Source organism: Gemmata sp. (assembly GCF_051859125.1).
Lineage (GTDB): Bacteria > Planctomycetota > Planctomycetia > Gemmatales > Gemmataceae > Gemmata.
In genome coordinates this window covers 19,909-39,077 of sequence record NZ_JBHYGG010000201.1, presented here as the reverse complement: position 1 = coordinate 39,077, position 19,169 = coordinate 19,909, and the positions used below count along the sequence as shown (strand labels likewise).

The 19,169-nt window shown below is 73.0% G+C and carries 16 protein-coding genes and 1 tRNA gene; 11 read left to right on the top strand and 6 right to left on the bottom strand.

Annotated features, from left to right (window positions below):
- The first annotated feature begins 105 nt into the window (after positions 1-105).
- From ACTIGN_RS17220 to ACTIGN_RS17180, 9 genes are all read left to right on the top strand, one after another.
- The gene (locus ACTIGN_RS17220; RefSeq protein WP_439626009.1) at positions 106-1,959 is read left to right on the top strand and encodes a leucine-rich repeat domain-containing protein; all 1,854 of its coding nucleotides are present in this window, start codon (positions 106-108) and stop codon (positions 1,957-1,959) included.
- A gap of 133 nt (positions 1,960-2,092) precedes the next feature.
- Positions 2,093-3,055 (top strand): alpha/beta hydrolase, encoded by a 963-nt coding sequence (locus ACTIGN_RS17215; RefSeq protein ID WP_439626007.1) that lies wholly within the window; start codon positions 2,093-2,095, stop codon positions 3,053-3,055.
- 52 nt (positions 3,056-3,107) lie between these two features.
- Complete coding sequence (locus ACTIGN_RS17210; protein WP_439626005.1) at positions 3,108-3,665, top strand: sigma-70 family RNA polymerase sigma factor; 558 nt, start codon at positions 3,108-3,110, stop codon at positions 3,663-3,665.
- Positions 3,662-5,305, top strand: a complete 1,644-nt coding sequence (locus tag ACTIGN_RS17205; protein WP_439626003.1) for a LamG-like jellyroll fold domain-containing protein — start codon at positions 3,662-3,664, stop codon at positions 5,303-5,305. Before ACTIGN_RS17210 ends, ACTIGN_RS17205 begins: the two co-directional genes overlap by 4 nt.
- A gap of 96 nt (positions 5,306-5,401) precedes the next feature.
- Positions 5,402-7,255 carry a polysaccharide lyase family protein gene (locus ACTIGN_RS17200; protein ID WP_439626001.1) on the top strand — a complete coding sequence of 618 codons (1,854 nt, stop codon included), beginning with the start codon at positions 5,402-5,404 and terminating at the stop codon, positions 7,253-7,255.
- A 263-nt stretch (positions 7,256-7,518) separates the two neighbouring features.
- Entirely contained in the window at positions 7,519-8,400 is an 882-nt protein-coding gene (locus ACTIGN_RS17195; RefSeq protein WP_439625999.1) for a sugar phosphate isomerase/epimerase family protein, read from the top strand.
- A gap of 219 nt (positions 8,401-8,619) precedes the next feature.
- Positions 8,620-8,877 (top strand): hypothetical protein, encoded by a 258-nt coding sequence (locus ACTIGN_RS17190; RefSeq protein WP_439625997.1) that lies wholly within the window; start codon positions 8,620-8,622, stop codon positions 8,875-8,877.
- A gap of 131 nt (positions 8,878-9,008) precedes the next feature.
- Positions 9,009-9,212: a hypothetical protein gene (locus ACTIGN_RS17185; protein ID WP_439625995.1), complete on the top strand. Its 204-nt coding sequence runs from the start codon at positions 9,009-9,011 to the stop codon at positions 9,210-9,212.
- Positions 9,213-9,311: 99 nt separating this feature from the next.
- A tRNA-Met gene (locus tag ACTIGN_RS17180) sits at positions 9,312-9,386 on the top strand.
- Between the two features lie 125 nt (positions 9,387-9,511).
- Here the strand turns inward: ACTIGN_RS17180 and ACTIGN_RS17175 are convergent.
- The 5 genes from ACTIGN_RS17175 to ACTIGN_RS17155 form a co-directional block, all read right to left on the bottom strand.
- Positions 9,512-11,230: a GAF domain-containing protein gene (locus tag ACTIGN_RS17175; RefSeq protein ID WP_439625993.1), complete on the bottom strand. Its 1,719-nt coding sequence runs from the start codon at positions 11,228-11,230 to the stop codon at positions 9,512-9,514.
- Between the two features lie 221 nt (positions 11,231-11,451).
- The gene (locus ACTIGN_RS17170) at positions 11,452-11,673 is read right to left on the bottom strand and encodes a hypothetical protein (protein WP_439625991.1); all 222 of its coding nucleotides are present in this window, start codon (positions 11,671-11,673) and stop codon (positions 11,452-11,454) included.
- Between the two features lie 171 nt (positions 11,674-11,844).
- On the bottom strand, positions 11,845-12,060 hold the full coding sequence (locus ACTIGN_RS17165) for a hypothetical protein (RefSeq protein ID WP_439625989.1): 216 nt from the start codon (positions 12,058-12,060) through the stop codon (positions 11,845-11,847).
- A gap of 214 nt (positions 12,061-12,274) precedes the next feature.
- A complete protein-coding gene (locus ACTIGN_RS17160; RefSeq protein ID WP_439625987.1) occupies positions 12,275-13,933 on the bottom strand; it encodes a LamG domain-containing protein in 1,659 nt (552 codons plus the stop codon).
- Positions 13,933-14,490 carry a sigma-70 family RNA polymerase sigma factor gene (locus ACTIGN_RS17155; RefSeq protein WP_439625985.1) on the bottom strand — a complete coding sequence of 186 codons (558 nt, stop codon included), beginning with the start codon at positions 14,488-14,490 and terminating at the stop codon, positions 13,933-13,935. The genes ACTIGN_RS17160 and ACTIGN_RS17155 overlap by 1 nt, the downstream gene beginning before the upstream one ends.
- Before the next feature lie 404 nt (positions 14,491-14,894).
- Here ACTIGN_RS17155 and ACTIGN_RS17150 point away from each other — a divergent pair, with 404 nt between their 5' ends.
- Together ACTIGN_RS17150 and ACTIGN_RS17145 are read left to right on the top strand one after the other, a co-directional pair.
- Entirely contained in the window at positions 14,895-15,719 is an 825-nt protein-coding gene (locus ACTIGN_RS17150; RefSeq protein WP_439625983.1) for a DUF1559 family PulG-like putative transporter, read from the top strand.
- Positions 15,720-15,759: 40 nt separating this feature from the next.
- Positions 15,760-16,215, top strand: a complete 456-nt coding sequence (locus tag ACTIGN_RS17145) for a hypothetical protein (RefSeq protein WP_439625982.1) — start codon at positions 15,760-15,762, stop codon at positions 16,213-16,215.
- 203 nt (positions 16,216-16,418) lie between these two features.
- Here ACTIGN_RS17145 and ACTIGN_RS17140 read toward each other — a convergent pair whose 3' ends face one another.
- Positions 16,419-19,169: a S8 family peptidase gene (locus ACTIGN_RS17140; RefSeq protein WP_439625980.1), complete on the bottom strand. Its 2,751-nt coding sequence runs from the start codon at positions 19,167-19,169 to the stop codon at positions 16,419-16,421.

The window sequence follows — 19,169 nt, the reverse complement described above, 5'->3', positions numbered from 1 at the left end:
CGCGCTGCGAATTCGAACCAAGCGGCGTAACGCAGCGGGGGCTTCTGACAATCGAATAGGGGGTGGCATATTCTCACCCCCTCACGGTCCCATCCGAGTACCCCGATGCGCAGCGAGCCCGCCCGCCCGACGAAGATCCGTATCAGAATGGGAGTCCCGGGGCTCGTGGCGGTGCTCTGCGTCACCACCGCGTCGGCCGCCCCGGTCCCGCCCCCGGAGTCGGTTACGCTCCCGGGGCTGGGCCTCCAGATCCGCGGCGACGCGACGGCGGTGGACCTGACGTGCAAGGGCGTTACGGACGCGGACGTGGAACGACTGGTCCAGCTCAGGAGGCTCGTCTCGCTCACGCTCGACGGCACGCGGGTTACGGACGCGGGGGCGAAGGACCTGGCCCGCCTCACCAACCTCAAGTCGCTCTCACTGTCCTCCGCACTCCGGCTCACGGACGCCGGTGTCGCGGAACTGGCCGGCCTCGCCGCGCTCGAAACACTCGACCTCAGCAACACCCACGTGACCGACGCGGGCTTGAAGAGTCTGACCGGTCTCAAGAACCTCCGCACGCTCGTCCTCAACGACACCGCCGTAACGGACGCCGGGGTCAAAGAGGTGGCGCGGATCCGCTCGCTCACGGCCCTCCACCTTCTCAACACCGAGGTCGGGGACGCCGGGGTGAGGGAACTGGCGGCCCTGCCCGGCCTCGTGGAACTCGAACTGGGCGACACACGGGTGACGGAAGCGGGGGTGAGGGAGGTCGCGAAGTTCAAGTCGCTGAGGTCGCTGAACCTGTGGGGCACCCCGTTCGGCGACACGGGGGCCAAGGAGCTCGCCAAGCTGGCCTCGTTGACCGCACTGGACGCCCGCGGCACCCACGTGTCGGACGCCGGCGCGGGGGACCTCGCCAAGCTGGCGAAGTTGACGACACTGAACTTGAGCCGCACGCCGGTCGGGGACGCCGGGGCGAAGGCGTTGGCCGGCCTCCCGAACCTCACCGAGCTGTCACTCTCCGAAACGCAGGTGACGGACGCCGGGCTGGGCGACCTGGCGAGCGCCAAGTCGCTCCGGGTGCTCGACCTGTCCGCCACCCGGGTGTCGGTCGCGGGGGTCCGGGGGCTCGCGAACCTGACCAACCTCACCACGCTGAACCTCGCCGGCACGCAGGTGGGCGACGCCGGCGCGAAGGAACTCGCGAAACTCACGAAGCTGTCGGACCTGGACCTCGGCTTCACGAAGGTCTCCGACGCCGGGGCGAAGGAGCTCGCGAAACTCGGCGGCCTCACCGCGTTGTCCCTCTCCCGGACGGAGGTGTCGGACGACGGCCTCGGGGAACTGGCGCGGCTGAGAAACCTCGGGGCGCTCGGCCTCGCCGAGACCCGGGTGACGGACGCGGGGGTGAAGGACCTCGCACGGCTCGCGGCCCTGACAACCCTCGACCTCGGCGGGACCAGTGTGACGGACGACGGAGCTGCGGACCTCGTCAAGCTCGCGGCCCTCCGGTCCCTCAGCCTGCGGGACACCAGGGTCCGGGACACGGGCGCGGCGGCCCTCGGCCGCCTGGCGAACCTCACCGCGCTGGACCTGTCCGGGAACCAGGTGACGGACGACGGAGCGAAGGGCCTCGGGCGGCTCACGACCCTCACGCGGCTGAACCTCCGGAACACGTTCGTGGGGGACGCGGGGGCGAGGGCCATCGGGGGCCTCACCAACCTGACCGCCCTCGACCTGTTCAACACGCGGGTGACGGACCGGGGCGTGCGGGAGTTGGCCCGGCTCCCGCACCTCGGTGACCTGCACCTCGGGGAGACGCGGGTGACCGACCGCGCGGTGATCGACCTGGCCCGGATGCCGAGCCTCCACACCGTGGTGCTTACGAACACCCGGGTCACGGCCCACGGGGTGCGGATGCTCGAGGCCGCGGTCCCGAAGACGGTGAACGTCGGCGGGCCGGTGGGAGAGCGGTGACACCCCCCACGGCCCCAGGCGGCGAGAAAAAAACTGCCCGGCGGCCCGTAACGCGACGCCCGCCCGCGACAACAGACCTTCGGACTGATCGGGTGCGCGAACCCCGTGACCCCGCAGACCCAGGAGACCGTACATGGCCGGGCGCACCCTCCCCACGGGCCTGACCGCACTGGCCGTGGCGTACATCGCTGCCACAGGGGGCGCGGCGCGGGCCGCCGACAAGCCCCCGGCCCCGACGCACGCGGACGTCAAGTACGGCCCGCACCCCCGGCAGGTGCTCCACTTCTGGAAGGCCAAGGCGGACGCCCCGACCCCGGTCGTGGTCTTCTTCCACGGCGGGTCGTGGATGAAGGGGGACCGCATGGAGGTCGACCGCCGCGGGCTCCTCGCGCTGCTCGACGACGGCGTGTCGGTGGTCTCCGTCGAGTACCGGCTGATCTCCGACGCCCGTCGAGCGGACGTCGAGCCGCCGGTCCAGTGGCCGCTGGAGGACGCCGCCCGGTCCGTCCAGTTCGTCCGCAGCCGGGCCAAGGACTGGGGCCTCGACCGCTCGCGCGTGGGGGTGTCGGGCGTGTCCGCCGGGGCGTGCTCGGCCCTGTGGGTCGCCCTCCGCGACGACCTGGCCGACCCGGCCTCCGCCGACCCGGTCGCCCGCGAGTCGACCCGGGTGGCGTGCGCCGCGGTGTTCGACGCCCAGACGACGCTTGACCCCCAACTGACCCGAGCGTGGATCCCCAACGCGACCTACGGCCCGCACGCGTTCGGCCGGTTCGGGGGCGACCCGAAGGGCGCGTTCGAGGGGTTCCTCAAGGCCCGCGACGAACTCCTCCCGGCCATCAAGCGGTACTCGCCGCTAGAGTGGGCGGGCGCGGGCGACCCGCCGGTGTTCTGCGCGTACGCCACCCGGATCCGGCCCGCGGGCGAGGCCCAGCGGGACCCCACGCACTCGCCGGTGTTCGGGGTGAAGTTGAAGGAGAAACTCGACGCGGTTAAGGTGCCGTGCGAGGTCCGGTACCCGGGCGGGCCGGGCACCGGGCACGCGTCCGCACGGGACTTCCTGAAGGCGGTGCTGACGGCCACGGCGGCACCGAAGTAGGGCCGGCCGCGACGCGGCCAGCAGGACGCCCGCCGGGCGGAGGGAGTGGCCGATGAGTCCGGAGCCCGACGTGCAGTGGTTCCTGGAGCAGGTGCGGCGCGAGCAATCCCGCCTCCGCGCCTGCGTGCGGGCCATGGGCGTCCGCGCCGACGCGGTCGACGACCTGGCCCAGGACGCCCTGCTGGTCGCGTTCGAGAAGCGGGCCACGTTCGACCCGGCGGCCGGAGCCGACTTCGGGGCGTGGCTCCGCGGGATCGCCCGAAAGCTGGTGGCCAACGCACTGCGGAAGGAGGGCCGCCGTCAGCAGTTCCTGGCGAGCCGCGTCAGCGAGTTGCTGCTCCGGGCCGACCCGGAGCGCCGCCACCCGGTCGTCGAGGCCGGCGACGCCGACCGCCTCGACCTCCTCGGCGAGTGCCTGGAGCGGCTGCCCGAGGCGAGTCGGCGGATCGTGCGGATGCGGTACTTCGACGAGAACCCGCCCGGGGCGATCGCGGGCCGCCTCAACCGGAGCTCGAACGACGTCCGCCAGGCCCTGTTCCGCATCCGCCAGGCCCTGCTCAAGTGCGTCGAGGGGCGCCTGGCGGGGGGGAACCGCGTGAGCCCGCCATGACTGTCCCGCCCCCCCTGACCGCCCTCGAAGCCGCACTCGCGCGGTACCTGGACGGCGAACCCGAGCCCGGCGACGCGGACGCGATCGCCCGCGCTCTGGAGGGCGCGCCCGACCCGGCCCGCGAGCTGTCGGGGCTCCTCGCGCTCGACGACCTGCTCCGCCAGGAGGCCGAACCCCGCCGCGAGGCGTTCGTCGAGGCGTTCGAGGCCCGCGTCCGGGCCGAGGGGACCGGCGACGCGTTCGTCCGCCGCGTGGGGGCGGCCCTCGCGACGCCCGGCCCGACGCGCCCGCGGCCGGCGCGGTGGGTGCCGTGGGCGGTCGCCCTGGCGGCGTGCCTCGTCGCGGTCCTGGGGTGGTGGCCCACGGCGCCGGGGCCCCGCCCCGCGCCGCCGGGGGCCGAGCCCGAGGCCCGCCCGCCGGCGGACGGGCCGCTGGCGGCCCTGGTGAACGGCGCCGGCGTGCGGTTCGCCGACCGGCGCGGCCCGACCGGGTCGGGCTTCGGGCCCGGGCGGTACGACCTGGTCGAGGGCACCGCCCACCTCCGGTTCCGGGGCGGGGCGGACGTGGTGGTCGCCGCCCCCGCGGCGTTCGTCGTCGAGGACGGGCCGCGCCTCCGACTGGAGGGCGGGGCGCTGCGGGCGGTCGTCCCGGAGGCCGCCCGGGGCTTCGTCGTCGCCGCGCCCGGGGTCCGCTTCCGCGACACGGGGGCCGAGTTCGGGGCCGCGGTCGACGCCGGCGGCGCCTGTGAATTGCACGTGTTCGAGGGGCCGGTCGAGGTGCTTCCGGACGACGCGCCTGCCCCCGCCGCGACGGTGGCGGCGGGCGAGGCGGTGCGCATCACCGCCGGCACCACCCGCCCGATCGGCCCGGCCCGCCCGGACGCGTTCCCGACCGCCGCGGGCGTCTCGTTCGGCCGGTGGGAGGCGTGGCGGGAGGAGTTCCGCCGCGACCCCGACCTGGTGCTCTACTACCCGTTCGTCCCCGACCCCGCCGACCCGGCGAGGCTCGTTGACGCCGCAGCGGGGGGCGCGGGCATCACCGGGCGGGTGGAGCGGGCCGCGTGGGTCGCCGGTCGGTGGCCCGGGAAGCGGGCCCTCCAGTTCGAGAACCCCGGCGACGGGGTGGCGCTGACCGTCCCCGGCGAGTACGACCAGCTCACCCTGGCCGCCTGGCTCAAGATCGACCGGAGCGATGCCGTCGTCAGCGCGGTGCTCGACTCGGACGGCTGGCACCCGGGGGCGGTCCACTGGCAGTTCGACCGCCGGCGCACCCTGGCCCCCACGGCGCTGTTCTCGGCGCCGCGGCGGAGCGTGGTGTGGTCCGGGTACACCCTGCCGGTCGGGCGGTGGGCCCACTGGGCCGTCACCATGGACCGCCGGAGCGGGCGGTTGCTCCACTACGTCGACGGCGTTCTGGCGTGCGAGACGCGGGTCGCGCCGGGCACGACCCTCATCCGTCCCGGGGCGTGCCACCTGGGGCGGTGGGTCGCCGCCCCCCACCCGCCCGAGGACCGCGGGTTCCGCGGCCGGATCGACGAACTGGCCGTGTGGCGGGCCGCCCTGCCCCCGGGCCGCGTCGCCGAACTCGCGGCGGCGGGCCGGCCGGTCGAGCCCGTGGAGGCCCCGCCGCGGGCCCCGTGACCGGGCCGCCGCTGCGCCTCGATTTCCCGCGGCGGTGGGCGCCCGCTCGTCGGAGGCGCCGCCGCACGCGACCCCAGGCCTCACTGGAACTGGACCATGTGCTGGTTCGCGACCCTCGCCCTCCTCCTGGCCGTCCCGCGGTTCGGCCCCGCGCCGGAGGGCGCGGGCGGCGCCACCACGCCGCCCGTCTTCGACGAGACGCCGGCGACCGCCACCGTGGACAACGGCCGGGTGCGGTTGACGTTCGACAAGGCCAAGGGGGTGCTCCGGTCCCTCGTCTACCGCGAGCGGGAACTGCTCGGACCGGGCGGCGGGTACGCGCAGATCGCGTACACGAGCCGCCGCGACCCGTCGCTGGTCGCGTGGAAGTTCCGACTGGTCCGGAAGGGTCCCGATCTGGTCGAGGTCGCCTTCGAGAACGCCGACCCGCGGTGCCCGTTCGACTTCGCGGTCCACCACGTGGTGCGAGCGAACGAGCCCGGGTTCCACACCTACCTGACGTTCGGGCACGACGCGGCCCGGAGCCCCGGCGTGTTCAAGTTGGCCCAGTACAACTGGTGCCTCCGGGTCGACCCGGCCCTGTTCACCACGGCCGCGGTGGACGACCGCCGCATCACGCCGTTCCCCAAGGCAGCCGACCTGACCCCCGACCGCACGGTGATGGACGCCACCTACCGGCTGCCCGACGGCACCCACTACTCCAAGTACTTCTTCTCGGCGGAGATGGACGAGAGGCACACCGTCCACGGCGCGATGAGCGAGAAGCTCGGGGTGTGGGTCGTCATGCCCGGGCACGAGCACCTCAACGGAGGGCCGGAGCACCAGGAGCTCACGGTGCACCAGGGCGGGGCTTCGCAGGTGCTGCTGGCCCACGCCACCGCCGCCCACTACGGCGCGGGGGTCCTCACGAGCGACTCCAAGGCGGGGTCCTGGAGCAAGGCGTCGGTGCCGACGTTCACCTACGTGAACGAGGGGCGGGACCAGGCGGCGCTGTGGGCGGACGCTAAGGCCCGGGCCGCGGCCGAGGTGGCGCGGTGGCCGAACCCGTGGCTCGACGACGCCCGGTTCCAACTGAAACGGGGCACGGTGACCGGCCGGCTCGCGTTCGACGGCGGCGCCCCGGCCGCCGGGGCGCGGCTCGTCCTCGCCGACCACGAGGACGCCGAACCGCCCCTCGCGTGGCAGCAGCAGTGGCGGGGCTACCGCTTCTGCGGGTGGGCCGACCGGGACGGGCGGTTCGCGCTCCCCAAGGTGCGGCCCGGCCGGTACGACCTGTACGCCTGGACGCCGGGGGAGTTCGGCCAGTTCGTCAAGCGGGACGTCCGCATCACCCCCGAGGGGACGGCCGCCCTCGGCGAGCTGACCTGGGACCGGCCCCGCGGGCGCGATCTGCTCTGGCAGATCGGGACGCCGGACCGCTCGGCGGCCGAGTTCGGGTTCGCCGAGGACTTCCGCCGCTGGGGGCTCTGGGACGCGATCGCCGCCGCCCACCCGAACGGGGCGACCTTCGTCGCCGGGAAGAGCCGCGACCGGGACTGGCCGTTCCAAATGGCCGTCTCGCAGAACCGGGACCTGTCGTGGCACGCCCCGGCGTGGCGGGTCGAGTTCGACGTCCCGGCCGCCCGCACGGGGACGGCCGTACTGACCCTCGGGGTCGCCGCGTACGAGGGAAAGGCGGGGCCGCAGCTCCGAGTTTCGCTCAACGGTGCGGCGGTGGGCGCCGTCGACGACCTGGTGGTCAGCGGTGCGGCGCACCGGAGCGGGGTCCACGCCGGGTACCAGGAGCGCCGGGTCGCGTTCGACGCCGCCAAGTTGAAGGCCGGCCGCAACGTCCTCACGTTCGAGATGCCGCCGCCCGCCCGCGCCGCGGAGAAGCGGCTCGGGGCCCCGGCGGCCGCCCTGCTGTGGGACTGCCTGCGGTTGGAGGTCGACCGCGCCGCGGCCAAGTAGAGCGCGGCGGGGGCCGCCCGCCGCGCGAACGCACCGAGGACTTCCGGCCGGTGCGCCTCACCGTCCGGAAGCAGCTCGGCCGAGCGCGCGGAGGCTCCCAGCCCCGTCTTAGTCGCCCCTCGCAGTCGGGCTGCGCTGCCAGCCCTTTCACTGCACCCCTTGGACACCCCCGGGCCGGGCCAAGGGCTCTGGATCGATGGCCCGCCGCCGGTCGGATGTCGTTCCGCGTGACGCGTACCTTTCTGTTCCCTTGGAGTGCGCTGATGCCTGTTTTGTCCCGCCGTGAGTTCTTCGCTGTGTCTGGTGCCGCCGTCGCGACGGTGTCCGCCCCGGGCCTCACCTTCGGGGCGGGTGAACCCGCCAAGTTTAAACTCGGCCTGGTGACGTACAACGTCCCGGCAACGTGGGACCTCCCGACGATCCTCAAGGTGTGCCAGGAGGTCGGGATCGCCGCCGTCGAGTGCCGCACCACGCACAAGCACGGGGTCGAGCCCTCGCTCACCGCCGAGCAGCGGACCGCGGTGAAGAAGCAGTTCGCGGACTCCGGCGTGGTGTTCTGGAGCTGCGGCACCGTGTGCGAGTTCCACGCGGCCGATCCCGCCGTCGTGAAGAAGAACATCGAGGACTGCAAGCAGTTCATCGGGCTGGTGAGGGACCTGGGCGGGAAGGGCATCAAGGTCCGCCCGAACGGCGTCCCCAAGGGTGCCGACCCGCAGAAGACGTTCGAGCAGATCGGCACCGCGCTGGACGAGTGCGGGAGGGCCGCGGCCGACGCGGGCGTCGAGATCTGGGTCGAGGTCCACGGGCCCGTCACCCAGGTGCCCAAGAACATGAGGGCGATCATGGACGCCTGCCCGTCGAAGGCGGTCGGGGTGAACTGGAACTCGAACCCGACGGACGTCGAGAACAAGTCAGTGAAGGCCGCGTTCGAGCTGCTCAAGGACCGGATCGTCGCGTGCCACATCAACGACCTGGAGAACGACGCCAAGGGCACGTACCCGTACCACGAGCTGTTCGGGCTCCTCAAGGGCATCGGGTACGACCGGTACACCATGTGCGAGGTGGGCAAGACGTACCCCGTCGCCGAGGGCACCGAGTACCTCAAGAAGTACAAGGAGTTGTGGGCCAAACTGATCAGCGGCTAGCGAACGTGTCCCGCGCCCACGACGGTGACTGCGAGCCCCGGGAAAAGTCGCATCCGGAGGACGCCGAAGCAACCGCTTTGAAGGCCCGCCTCCGAGAAGCAGTCTGTGGCATCTGTGAGTTGCGAAACAGACTCTCGCGCCGGCTCGTTGCGCGTTGGCCCGCCGGCGGATACACTCACTCCCTCGTGTCCCAACTTCTTCCGCGTCCGGGGCCCGCCCGTGCTCGTGGAGTCACTGGCCGAGTGGTGGCGCACGGTCCCCGTTGGCGCCGAGTTCGTCACGCCCCCGGGGCCGTGCGGGGGCCTGTTCGCCCGCGGGTCCGCCGGCGGGCTCGTGTGCAGAAGGGTCGAGGACGCGAACTACACCGCCGAGATCGGGCTGCCCGTGTCCGACCGGTTCGGGGCGGTCGAGTTCGTGGCGCACGGCGTGGTCGTCGTCCCGCTGGCCGAGTTGGTCGCGTGGGAGCGGCGGGGGTGACGGCCCGTGCGGATGGGGCGACGGGGCGCGGCCGAACCCCGTGAAGTGCGAGTGCCGCAAGTGCCGCGAGTGCGGTGCGACAACCCGGCGGTGCCGGAGACGCTCCACGTCGGGACCCCATCCTTGCGAGGATGGACCGGCAGACGGCCGCCCACCTGGAGTTGAAGGGCGAGGTCGGGAAGATCGACTCGGGGGCGGTGGACTGGAAGTCCAAGGTGGTCGACGTGGCGTTGAAGATCCTCGCGGCGATCCTGACGCTCCTTTTGATGGCGGGCGTCGGGGTCGCGCTCGACGTGCTCATCGCCCTGATGGGGTTCCCGTTCGGCCTGGGCTGACCGTTGACACGGGCCGCCGCGGGGGTAGGATTCAACCGGAGCCCCTGGCCCGGTCCGGCCGTACGAGCGACGGACGGGACGGGATCAGGGCTCCTGTTCTGGGGTGTGGAGCAGCCCGGTTAGCTCGCCAGGCTCATAACCTGGAGGTCGCAAGTTCGAATCTTGCCGCCCCGACTCGTTCCGACAACGACAGCAGCCGCGGGGTTGAGCCCCGCGGCTGTTTCGTTGGGTGGACTAATTTCGGTCCACCGCCCGCGGATTCGTCCACCCCATACCCCGCCAGCCGGCTCGCGCGGACGTCAGTGATGCACGCGGCGGTTCGGACCACCGCCGGCGGCCTCGTCGGCCAGCTCCTCCACCTGCCGGTCGAAGCACTCCGGGCACACCCCGTGGGTGAACCGCACGTCCACGAGGTCGCGGACGAACTCCTCCACCCCCCGCCAGTACCCCGGCTCGTCGCGCACCTTCTTGCACCACGCGCAGATGGGCAGCAGGGCCTCGAGGCGGGCCACCGACCCCGCCCCCGCCGCCAGCAGCACCTCCCTGACCCGCCCCGCGTTCTCCACCTCCGCCGGCCGCCACGGCGCGGAGCACCCGCGGACGGTCTCCTGCCAGGCCGCGAACGACCGCCGCGGGGACGCGCGGCCGCCCGCGTCGGGCCTGGCGTGCGGGTCCCCGCCCCAGGTCACTGCCCGGAGCAACTCGGGCCGGAACCACAGGACGTACTCGTCGGCCTCCCGCGACACCTCCAGCGCCAGGAGCCCGCTGGCCACGCCGGCGAACTCCCTCGCGGGGGCGTGGACCCCGCCCAGCCGGTCCGTCGCGACGAGCGGGGCGGCCGCGGCCCGCACCCACCCGACCAGCCCGGGGATCGCGCCCGCGGGCGGGGTCCGGCCGATCAGCACCTCCCGCCCCGCCCGCCACACCACGGCCCCGGCGGCCCCGACGAGGGCGAGCAGGTCGGTCGCGTCGTTCGCGAGGGCGGCGATGGGCGGCGCCGTGACCCGTGCCCTCGCCTCGACGCGCTTCAGCGCGGCCGCGAGGGCCGCCAGGTGGGCCCGGTCCTCGGCGTCGGCGAGGTGGGCCAGGCTGCCGGACGCCACCCGGGCCAGCAGGTCGCACGCCTCGCGCTCCGCCGGCCCGGGGCGCCGCGGGGTCGCGTGGTGGCAGGCGATCAGGCCCCAGAGCCGCCCGCCGACGACCAGGGACGCGGTGAGCGACGCCCGCACCCCCATGTTGCGCATGTACTCCCGGTGCACCGGGGCCACGGCCCGCAACAGGCACCGACCGAGGTCCAGGGGCAGCCCCGTGCGGCCGTCCCGGTCGGGGGCCACCGGGACCGGCTCGGCGGCCGCGTCCGGGATGACCCGGACCCGGTTGGCCAGGAACAGGGCCCGGGTCCGGGCGGGGATGTCGGACGCCGGGTAGTGGAGGCCGAGGAACGGCTCCAGATCCGCGTGCCGCTCCTCGCCGACGACCTCGCCGTTCCAGTCGGCGTCGAACCGGTACACCATCACCCGGTCGTAGCCGGTCAGCGCCCGGACGTGGCGCGCGGCGGCGGCGCAGAACTCCGCGGTGGTCGCGGCGGCGGCCAGGTGCTCGACCGCCGCGCGGACGGCCGACAGCCAGGCGACCGGGGACGCGGGGTGCTCGTCGGCCGGCTCCAACTCGACGAACACCAGCGCGCCGAGGGCGTGGGCGACCCCGTGCCACGGGCGCGGGCCGGCGGCACGGGGCGACACGGGAATCGGACGCGGGGTCACGAGTCCGTCGCCAGCGAGGGCGGCCCTGAGGGCCTCCTCCGCGGCCGGCCCGAGCAGGTCGGCGGCGGTCGCCCCGATCGGGCTCGGGGCGTCGGGGCCGAGCGCCTCGTTGCTGTTGGCGCTCGCGTGCCGCACCACCAGGGACGTCGGGTCCATTGCCAGGAGGACGCCGAACGGTTGGACGGCCCCCGGGGCGTGAACCGGCTCGTCCTCACAGGTTGTGGGGGCCGGTGAAAGAGGTGTGGCTTCGCTCACGGGTCACATCCTTCCGAGCGGCCGGAAACGACCGCTCCGCGTGCCGAACCGACCCCGGCCCCGCCACCGAGTTGGGGCGTACCGGGGCGGGCCGCCCCCAGGGCCAGCGCCGCGAGGGGCGGGCCGGGTCCAGGTCGACGCCACCCGTCGGGCACCGCATGGTGCTACTGGTGTGGGCCGGGTTGGTGGCGGGGGCAGGCCGTCGGCCGGGGGCCGACGCATCACGCCTCCCGCCAGTGCATTGGGTTCCGCTTACTCGTGTTCCGGACCCGGGCCACGAGCGGCCGGTGCCCGAGCGCCCGGGCCGCGGTGACGGCCTCGGCCAGGGTCGCGTAGTTCCCGAAGGTGACCCGGTCCCCGCCCGCGTACTCGAGCACGTAGTACAGGACGGCCGCCCCCTCGGGGCGGCCCTTCGGCACCGGTTCCACGTAGACGTCCGGCACCACCCGTCTCCTCGCGGACAGCATCGCCCGCAGAACGGGGCGCACCGCTCCGCGCGTGGGGAACTGCGCGACCCGGGTCACGCCCCGCTCGGCGCACGCCCCGGCCCGGGGCGGCGCGAAGCCAGTTCCACCACGGCCAACACGGGTGCCGCGGGGCACCCGCGCCGGACCTCAAGGGTTGCCGAGGCGCTTCGCCCCGATCGGGTTCGGTGCCGGTGGGGACGGGACGCGGACGTCGGTGCGGCACGCGGGGCACGTCATCTCGTAGCAGGCCCGGACCAGCGGCCGCCCGTCCGGGCCGCAGCGGACCGTCGCAGCGAACGTGGCCACGGACGTTCGGAACGTGAACTCGTGCCCGCACTGCGGGCACTGGGCGGCTGTCGTCACGGGGCACCGGCGGAAGGGCGAGAGGGGATGCCCTTCACGCTACTCCCGAGCGGGCGGCGTGCCAAGGCCCGGATGCGTGGTTTACCACATAATCAGCGGCCGCTGGGCCGGTGTCGGAATTCCGGTTTCGGCCGTGATTCTTGAGACCGATGTCGAGGTGGCGGCCGCACCGGACCCTCACGGCGGGGCACTTCCCGGCCCCGGTCGTTGCCGGTCACTTGCCGCCCGCGCCCAGCTCGTAGTGCCGGCGGACGTCCCCCGCGGTGAGCGGGCGGTCGTAGACGGCCAACTCGTCGATCCGCCCCACGAACGCCCGCTCCTGGTCGATCCCCGGCTGGGCCCCGCGCTTGAGCCGCCCGACCATCAGCCGGCACGGGGTCGTTTCGTCCCCCGGGTCGGCGGAGGAGGTCCCGGCGAGTTCCCCGTTCACGTACAGCTCGAGCCGGTCCGGCAGCCGACACGCGACCAGGTGGTTCCAGCGGAAGGGGACGTACCTCTCCCGCGAGAACACGTTCACCCCGCCGCCGTGGGCCGGCGGCCAGCGGTCCAGGTACCGGGCGACGCACGCGTCGTGGGCCAGGTGGTGGCCCCGCCCCGACAGCTCCAGCAGGAAGACGTGCTTCTGGACCGGTTCGTCCGCCCGCGAGCTGAGGGCGACCACCGTTTGCATGCTCACCTCCTCCGGCAGCACCCACGCCTCGACCGCGTACCCGGTCCCCCGGGGCGGGGCCCACGACCCGTCCGCGACGAGGTACTGCTCGGCCCGCGCCGGCGCGAACGCGGCGGACCGGTTCACCCCGGCCACCCCCGCCAGCCGCACGGCCCCGGTCGCCCGGAGCGGGGGCCGGCCGGCGACCTCGTTGCGGACGGCCCGGTCCGCCATGTCCTCGAACCGCCAGTACCCCCACGGCTTCAGCCCGAGCACCTCGTCCGCGTAGCCCCGGTCGAGGAGGAGCGTCGGGGCGGTCAGCACCGGGGCCGGGAGGTACGCCCCGGGGGCGGCGGCGAGGTTGCCGATGCGGGCGGCGCCCGGCTCCACCACCACCGCCCGCTGCCCCTCCACCAGTTCGCTCCGAAGGGTGCGGCCGTCCGCGCCGAGGACCGACACCTCGGCCCTGCCGTCGAACACCATAACCTCGGACCGGCCGTCGGCCCCGACGTTCACGCCGTACTCGGTGCCCGCCTCCGAGACCATAGCGCAGGGGGTCCGGACGACGAAGCTGGCGGCCGCCGCCGGCACCCGGGCCCGGACCCTCCCCCGCTGGCAGGTGATGCCGTCCGACAACGAGAGGTCGAGGCTCGCCGGCCCCTCGACCGAGAGCATCACCCCGCTGTAGAGGGTCATCGTGACGTGCCCGGAGCGGAGCCGGAACGGGCCGGCCGGTAGCGGCCTCCCCTCTGCCGGGACCGGGCCGGCGCCCGCCTCCAGCTCGACCCCCTCGACCTTCACGACGACGGCGACGTTGGCCGGGGCGGCCCTGCCGGCTGGGGCGGGCCGCGGGCCGTCGCGGAGGAACAGCCACACCGGCGCCGCGGCCGCCAGCACGCCCGCCGCCAGGGCCGCCCACCGCCACCGGCCGGCCGCCCTCGTGCGCGGCACCGGCTCCGCACGGAGCCGGTCGAGCACCCGGTCCTCCAGCGGGACCGGGTCCGCCGGCCCGGCCGCCCCCCAGCCGAGCTCGTCCGCCAGGGCAAGCCACCGGGGTTCCGCGGCCTGCACGGCACCGATCATCCCGAGCAGGCGGACCTCCTCGATGAACGCCCGCCGGAACTCCGCGTCGGCCCCGAGCCGGGCCAGGAGTGCCCCCCGCCGGGCCTCGTCGATCCCCTCGCCCGCCCAGGCGAGCAGGAGGTCTTGCAGGTCCGGGTCCATCACCCCGTCTCCTTCTGCATGCACGCCCGGAGGAGCTGGTTCGCCCGGTAGTGGAGGTTGTAGACCGCGCCCACGGTGGTCGCGAGCGACTCGGCGAGGGCCGCCGGCTTGTCCCCGCCGAGGCCGGCGCGCACCACCTGCTTCAACTTGTCCGGCAGGCGGTTGATGCACCGCAGCAGGGACTCGATTGCGTCCGCCCGGTCGGCCGCCGCGGAGCGGTCGAGGTCCTCCCCGACGACCCGGGCGACCTCCTCCTGGAACGCGGACAGCGCCCGGTTCCGGCGGGCCGTCCGCCGCCAGTGGACCGACAGCGTGTTCCGCGCGATCCCGCGGAGCCAGGCCCCAAAGTCGTCCCCGCGGCGGAACGTCGGGAGGCCGCGGAAGGCACCGAGGAACACCTCCTGGGCCAGGTCGTCCACGTCGTGCATGTTGTGGGTCTGGCTGGCGAGGTAGCTCCGCACCGGAAGGCTGTACGCCCGGACGACGTGCCAGAAGGCGTCCCGGTTGCCGCCCGCGACCTCGTCCAGCACGGTCGCGAGTACCACGGGGTCCAACATCGAGAACCGCTCCAGCCCCCGGCGTACTGACCTATTGACCGGCCGAGGGGGAATCTCACAGCCGGTCCGGCGGATTCGCCGCCACGGGGCGCCGCGGTCACAACCCGGGCGGACCACCGTGTGGTCGGTCGCGGCCCGAAACAGTGCGGCGGGCCGCACCCGGCGGGTGGTGCCACAAGCGGCCCCACACAGCTCCACGGTGAGAACGCCGTTCTACCCGGCTCCCGGCTGAGACGCAACCGGGGCCACCGCCCGGTTGGCGAAATCTCGCGGGCCGGCCGAGAAAGTTGTGTGAGAACCGACGGGCACCGGACAACAGGTCGGCGGAGCGGGACGCAACCCACCCTCAGCTCGAACCGGTCCGATTCCTGCTCCTCGCGCCCGGTAACCCAGGAGTGACCACGATGGGCCAGCCTCTCCCCCGGCCGCGCCGAGCCGCCGCGTTCACGCTGATCGAGTTGCTCGTCGTCATCGCGATCATCGCCATCCTCATCGGCCTGCTCCTGCCGGCCGTGCAGAAGGTGCGGGAGGCGGCCGCCCGGATGAAGGGGACGAACAACCTCAAGCAGCTCGCCCTCGGGTGCCACTCGTACCACGACTCGGTCGGGCGGCTGCCGTACAACGGCCTGCGGACCTACGCCGACGCGACCAACAACGCGGGGTGCTGGGCGTACTCCGTCCTGCCCCAACTGGAGCAGACCGCGTTCTACACCGCGACCACGCAGGCCACCCCGCTCGTGCAGCCGATTCAAGTGTTCATCTGCCCGGCCCGTTCGCGGTCCGGAACGACCGGGGCCGGCACCGCGAGCGTCGGCCCGCGGACCGACTACGCCCTGAACGTCGCCATCAACGACCCGTCGGGCATCGGCCACCTGCTCGCCGACGCCAAGGTACGGCTGGAGCGGATCGCCGACGGCACCTCGAACACGATCCTGGTCGGCCAGAAGGCACTCCGGCGGGGCGACTACGAGGCCACGACCGGGTACACCGGGTACGACGGGAGCATCCTCATGGGCGGGTACGGGAGCACCGCCCGGGGCCGCAACGCGGGGCTGGTCCAGGACAAGGACGGCACCGGGTACCCGGACCTGAGCACGTTCGGCTCGCCCTTCCCCGGCGGGGCGCTGATCGGGTTCGCCGACGGGTCGGTGCGGTCGGTGTCGTACTCGAACGCCACGACCGCCAGCATGATCGCGCCGGCCGACGGGGGCACCGTCACCATCGACTGACCCGAACCCGGCCGCCCCTCCCCCGATCGGAGCCGATCCCATGCCCGTGTCCCTGCCGCGCCGCCTCCTCGTCCTGTCCGCCGTGTCCGGCCTCCTCCTGGTCCCGTTCGTCGCGGGGTGCGGCAACCGGGGCACCTCCGGCCCGGTCCTCAGGGGCGTGGTACTCAAGGACGGGGAGCCCTACCGGGCGAAGGAGCTGGGCGGGGAGTTCGGCCTGTCGTTCGTGGCCGTCCAGCCCGGCGGCAAGCCGGGGGCGGTGTACCTGGCGGAGGCCCCGGACCCGGCGACGGGGGCGTTCGAGGTGACCGGGCCGACCGGCAGCGGCATCCCGCCGGGGAAGTACAAGATTCGGGTGAAGCACGTCACCGCGGGGGGAAAGTCGCTCCTCCCGGACGAACTCGGGACGGACGCCACCTCGCTCGAAATAACGGTCACCGACGCGCCCGCCCCGCTCACAATCGACCTCGGCAAGAGCCCGTCGGTGGCGTCGCAGTGAGCCGGCACCCCGCTGGCCCGCACCGCGGGGCGCCGCCGGTCCGTGTCGTCGACCGGGTCGGCGAGGCACGCGACCCAGAGTGCGAGTGCGTCGGTCATGGGTGTGATTCGGATCCTCCGCACACCGCGTCGTCAAATGACTGGTCGCGACCGACGAATCGACACTGCACGCGCCGGCACACGATCTCGCCCACCAGATTGGTCTCACGTTCGCGGGCGGACGCGCGCCCGCTCCTCGACCTGCAATCGGAGCGGCAGGTAGACCTCCACCTTCTCGTCGGAGTGCTCGATCGAGAGCACGAGTGCGTACCGCTGCGGACTCGTGCTGTATTCCGTTCCGAAGCGCGGTTTGCAGCCGACGAGGACGTGCCAGGTGCCGCGGGCGGCCTCGTGATCGTCGAAGCACTCGAAACTCGTCCGCGCATTGCTGCAACACTCCACGGACTGGACCGTTGACCACTCGTACAGCTGCGACTCGAACCGCGACGCCCGCTCCGGCAACTTGACCGCGCTCGCGTCCCCGCCGGCCTCCGACAGCGCTCGCCGGATCTGCTCGGTGCTCACACCACGGTACAGCTGGATCGTCAGCGACCTACTCAGGTATTCCAAACGCGTCCCACGAACCGGCGGGTCGTGTGCCACCGTTGCCCGGATCAGCCGGACCCCCCGCCCGCTCACGAAGGCGGGCGGAATGGTGAAGTGGTAGAGGTGGAAGTGTCGCTCCGCGACGCGGTCCTCGGCGAACATGACCGCGCGGTGGTTGTCGGAGTAACAGGCCCGGTACGGGTCCGGCATGCCGTACCCCACCGCCCTGAGCCGACGCCGGTTAGCCTGCGCCTCCGTGAGATCACCCCCGAGCCACTCCTCGGCCGCCTTGGGCACCCGGGCCGAGTTGACCGCGAGTGCCCGGATCAGGTTGGCCGAGGGAGAAGCATTGAGGAGGCGTCGCATCCGTTCCTCGACCAGCGAGCAGACGTGCGTGACAAACGGGGCGGCCACGCTCGTGCCGTTCGCTGTGGTCAACCAGCGGGACGTGAAATCGTGGTTCAGCGACGGCTCCCCGAGCTCGGGGTGCTTGTCGTGCCACGCGCCGTTCGACATCAGCGACAGGTTGCCACCGAACCAGACGAGCTCCGGTTTCACCGCGCGGGCGGGGCCGGCCCCGTTAGGGGCCAGTGTGCCGGTCCGCGTAATGGGTGCCGGGCAGTCGGCCGGCGAGGCGACCATGTCGCCCCATTCGGTGTCCGGGGTAGTGAACGAGCCACGGCGACTGACCGCCCCAACTGTGAGCGCCGTCATCGCACTCGCCGGGTCGATCAGGGCGTGCTCGTCGGAGAAGAGCTGCTCCCGGACGGCCGCCCGGAATTCGTCCCGGCCCGGCACAGTGGGGACGTTCGGGCACCCCACGTTGCCGGCCGAGACAACGACCACGATGTCCAACTCTCTTGCGAGTTCGTCGAGGAGCAGTGCCCAGGGGAGCTGGTGCCCCCTCCCGAGGCAGAGGGCGGCATTGCCGATCGAGAGGTTGAACACCCGGCACTTGCGGTCGGGGTCCAGGGCGAACCGCCGGACGGCGTCTTCGATCTGGCTCTCGGCGCGCTCCCCAGCAGAAAACCCGGGCCGGACGTCTTCCCCGTCGAAGCCGCCCGCGACGCGCCGGAGGACCTTTGCGCTCACCACGCGCACCTTCGGCTCCCACGGGCGGTCGCTCTGCAGGAGGGACGCGATGTCGCCGTAAACGACGATGCCCGCGACGTGCGTCCCGTGGCCGACCTGGTCCGCTGGACCCTCCTCCCCGGATCGAAAGTCCTCCTCGTCTACAACCAGGTCTCGAAGGAGTGGGTGGCCGGCTACGACCCCCGAATCGACGACACACGCGAGCGGCCCATCGGTCGGGATCGCGTGCGGATCGACACGCGCCGGCCGCGTGTCAGCCGACGCGAATCGGAACGGGGCCAACACGGGCGGGAGATCGACGCGCGCCACACGGTCGTAATTGAGGAGGGCATCGAGGGTACGTGCCCCACCCACAACGCGAGCGATGAGGAGCGTCTGCATCACGGGGCGGACGGGGCCAACGATTGTTCCTCCGGCAACCGCGACGAGGTTCCGGAACTGTTCGATAGCCTCCCTAACGAGTTGACTCGACCCGGGGTGCCAGAGGTCCACGTCGACGGGGAACACGGCCGCACTCGGTGCCCCGGTGGTTCGAAGGCGCTCCCCTTGCCGCTCCTCCGGTCCGGGGCGTTCGATGCGGTCAAGGGCGTCGAACAATGTGGCCCGTTGGATCGCGGTCAGAGTTCCCTGATCGTGGGAACCATTTCGACGGTCGCGGAGTTCACCCAAGAACCTGTCGAGGGCGGCCGTGTCAAGGAACTGTACGCTGACGACACTCGTGACGGCGTACGACACCTTCTTGTGTTTCACGATGATCTTGTGCGGCACGTGGCACCCCGCGCTCCCCTTGGCCTCAAACGCCTTGGCGGAGGGGAGGTCTAGGAACCGCAGGAGGTAACGCCGCTCGTCTGGGTTTCCGTCCGAAGCCCGCGCAAGGTCGATTGCGTGGACACCCCACTTCCCCTGGCACCACTGGTTAGTGAAGGCGACTCGATGCCAGTCCTCTTCGAACTCGACAAGCAACTCGTAGTAAGCCGGATCGATGGGTCGGCGATCCTCTCGCTCGTTCACGACAACGCCGAACCGGGTTAACAAGTCTCGCTGCGCGTCCTCAAGGAACCGCATCCTGAGGACGAAGAGCCGGTCCGGAGACACGCCAGGTGGGCGGTTGAGGGTGGTCACATTGACGGTGGCCGCCGCCTCATCGAGAAGTCGATTAGTGTGCCCCAACGGATCCGGGCGGAGGCGCAGCCCCGATCGTCCGGGCTGGCCGGGTTTGAACTGGGGGGCGACCTCGAGTCGGGCGAGGCGGATGTGGTCGAGGTTGTCGCGGGCCAT

Bases quoted from the DNA above. Each gene is read 5' to 3' on its own strand.
- ACTIGN_RS17220 (WP_439626009.1), top strand. From the start codon at position 106: ATGCGCAGCGAGCCCGCCCGCCCGACGAAGATCCGTATCAGAATGGGA.
- ACTIGN_RS17215 (WP_439626007.1), top strand. From the start codon at position 2,093: ATGGCCGGGCGCACCCTCCCCACGGGCCTGACCGCACTGGCCGTGGCG.
- ACTIGN_RS17210 (WP_439626005.1), top strand. From the start codon at position 3,108: ATGAGTCCGGAGCCCGACGTGCAGTGGTTCCTGGAGCAGGTGCGGCGC.
- ACTIGN_RS17205 (WP_439626003.1), top strand. From the start codon at position 3,662: ATGACTGTCCCGCCCCCCCTGACCGCCCTCGAAGCCGCACTCGCGCGG.
- ACTIGN_RS17200 (WP_439626001.1), top strand. From the start codon at position 5,402: ATGTGCTGGTTCGCGACCCTCGCCCTCCTCCTGGCCGTCCCGCGGTTC.
- ACTIGN_RS17195 (WP_439625999.1), top strand. From the start codon at position 7,519: ATGCCTGTTTTGTCCCGCCGTGAGTTCTTCGCTGTGTCTGGTGCCGCC.
- ACTIGN_RS17185 (WP_439625995.1), top strand. From the start codon at position 9,009: ATGGACCGGCAGACGGCCGCCCACCTGGAGTTGAAGGGCGAGGTCGGG.
- ACTIGN_RS17160 (WP_439625987.1), bottom strand. From the start codon at position 13,933: ATGGACCCGGACCTGCAAGACCTCCTGCTCGCCTGGGCGGGCGAGGGG.
- ACTIGN_RS17155 (WP_439625985.1), bottom strand. From the start codon at position 14,490: ATGTTGGACCCCGTGGTACTCGCGACCGTGCTGGACGAGGTCGCGGGC.
- ACTIGN_RS17150 (WP_439625983.1), top strand. From the start codon at position 14,895: ATGGGCCAGCCTCTCCCCCGGCCGCGCCGAGCCGCCGCGTTCACGCTG.
- ACTIGN_RS17145 (WP_439625982.1), top strand. From the start codon at position 15,760: ATGCCCGTGTCCCTGCCGCGCCGCCTCCTCGTCCTGTCCGCCGTGTCC.
- ACTIGN_RS17140 (WP_439625980.1), bottom strand. From the start codon at position 19,169: ATGGCCCGCGACAACCTCGACCACATCCGCCTCGCCCGACTCGAGGTC.